3 protein-coding genes are annotated in these 1,608 nt (G+C 57.3%); 1 reads left to right on the forward strand and 2 read right to left on the reverse strand.

The annotated features are described in order from the left end of the window. The coding region (locus ACXRVY_RS28090) for an alpha/beta hydrolase fold domain-containing protein (protein ID WP_458238843.1) at positions 1-309 on the forward strand (309 nt) is incomplete at its 5' end. Positions 310-490: 181 nt separating this feature from the next. Here ACXRVY_RS28090 and ACXRVY_RS28095 read toward each other — a convergent pair. Together ACXRVY_RS28095 and earP are read right to left on the reverse strand one after the other, a co-directional pair. Continuing rightward, positions 491-1,060 (reverse strand): elongation factor P, encoded by a 570-nt coding sequence (locus ACXRVY_RS28095; RefSeq protein ID WP_223463739.1) that lies wholly within the window; start codon positions 1,058-1,060, stop codon positions 491-493. Between the two features lie 48 nt (positions 1,061-1,108). Further along, the coding region (gene earP, locus ACXRVY_RS28100; protein ID WP_458238844.1) for an elongation factor P maturation arginine rhamnosyltransferase EarP at positions 1,109-1,608 on the reverse strand (500 nt) is incomplete at its 5' end.

The following is a 1,608-nucleotide window of genomic DNA, read 5'->3' on the forward strand; positions in this document are numbered from 1 at the left end:
AGAGACAGCAACTACACCACCGACGCCAATCAACGGAACGAGATCTACGCCTCACCACTGCGCGCGACCACCGCCCAGTTGAAAGGACTGCCTCCAGCGCTGGTGCAGACCGCCGGAGCCGACGTGTTGCGCGACGAAGGCGAAGCCTACGCCCGCAAACTGGACGAGGCCGGAGTGCCGGTGACCTCGGTTCGCTACAACGGCCTGATCCACGACTACGGTTTGCTCAACGTGGTGAGCCAGGTGCCGGCGGTACGTTCGGCGATGTTGCAGGCTTCGCAAGAGCTCAAGGAACACTTGAAGAAATAACGCAGTACCCCATGTAGGAGCGAGCCTGCTCGCGAAAGCGATTTGCCAGACGCGTCGTCATTGCCTGACACGCCGCCATCGCGAGCAAGCTCGCTCCCACAGGGTTTCTGGTTGAACCCGAAATCGCAGGCACAAAAAAGCCCGACTCAATGGTCGGGCTTTTTCATTCCTCAAGCTGTGCTTATTTGGCACGGCCTTTGTAGGAACCGCCTTCGCGGGTATCGATCTCGATCATGTCGCCGATTTCGATGAAGTCAGCAACCGACAGCTCGGTACCGTTCTTCAGTTTGGCAGGCTTCATCACCTTGCCGGAAGTGTCGCCGCGAGCGGAACCTTCGGTGTAGTCAACCTGACGCACGATGGTGGTCGGCAGCTCTACGGAAACCAGACGCTCGTCGAAGAACACGGCTTCGCAAACGTCGGTCATGCCTTCTTCCACGAATGGCAGAACGGCTTCGATGTCTTCAGCGTTCAGCTCGTACATGGTGTAGTCGGTGGTGTCCATGAACGTGTAGGAGTCGCCGCTGATGAAGGACAGGGTCGCTTCCTTGCGGTCGAGGATCACGTCGTCCAGCTTGTCGTCCGCACCGTATACGGTTTCGGTCTTGTAGCCGGTCAGCAGGTTCTTCAGCTTGGTCTTCATGATCGCGCTGTTACGACCGGACTTGGTGAATTCAGCTTTCTGAACCAGCCAAGGATCGTTGTCGATACGGATCACGGTACCGGGTTTGAGTTCTTTACCAGTTTTCATTGCGAATATCCGAATTTGGATGGGATTTACAAAAATCTAGGCCGCGTATCATATCCAATTTCCATAAAACTGTACCAGCGCCGTGGCAAGATCGGCCTGCAAGGCCTGTTCCAGACACCACGCCTCGGCGTGTTTTTCCAGCTCTGGCCAGTGTTTACGGGTGAATTGCCAGTGGTCGGCCATTTTCTCACCGGCGTTCCACGCGCGCCAGAGACCGCTGATCGCCTCCCGCGCAGGTTCAGACAGCCCCTTTATATAGACTTCGAGGAAAGCCTCGAGTTTGTCCAGATGGATATCTTCTTCCTGCCGGTAGATGTGCCAGAGAAATGGCCGGCCGGCCCATTGAGCGCGCACAAAGGAGTCTTCGCCGCGCACGGCATTGAAATCGCAACACCACAGCAACAAGTCGTATTGGTCCTGGCGGACGAACGGCAGCACTTGCACGGTCAAGGCATCACGCACATGCACGGCACCGGCCGCCAAACCCTCCACACCGAGCCAACGCTCTACGTCGCCGACAATCCGCCCTTCCGGCACCAGCAGATGAG

This window comes from Pseudomonas sp. P5_A2_2 (genome assembly GCF_054177685.1).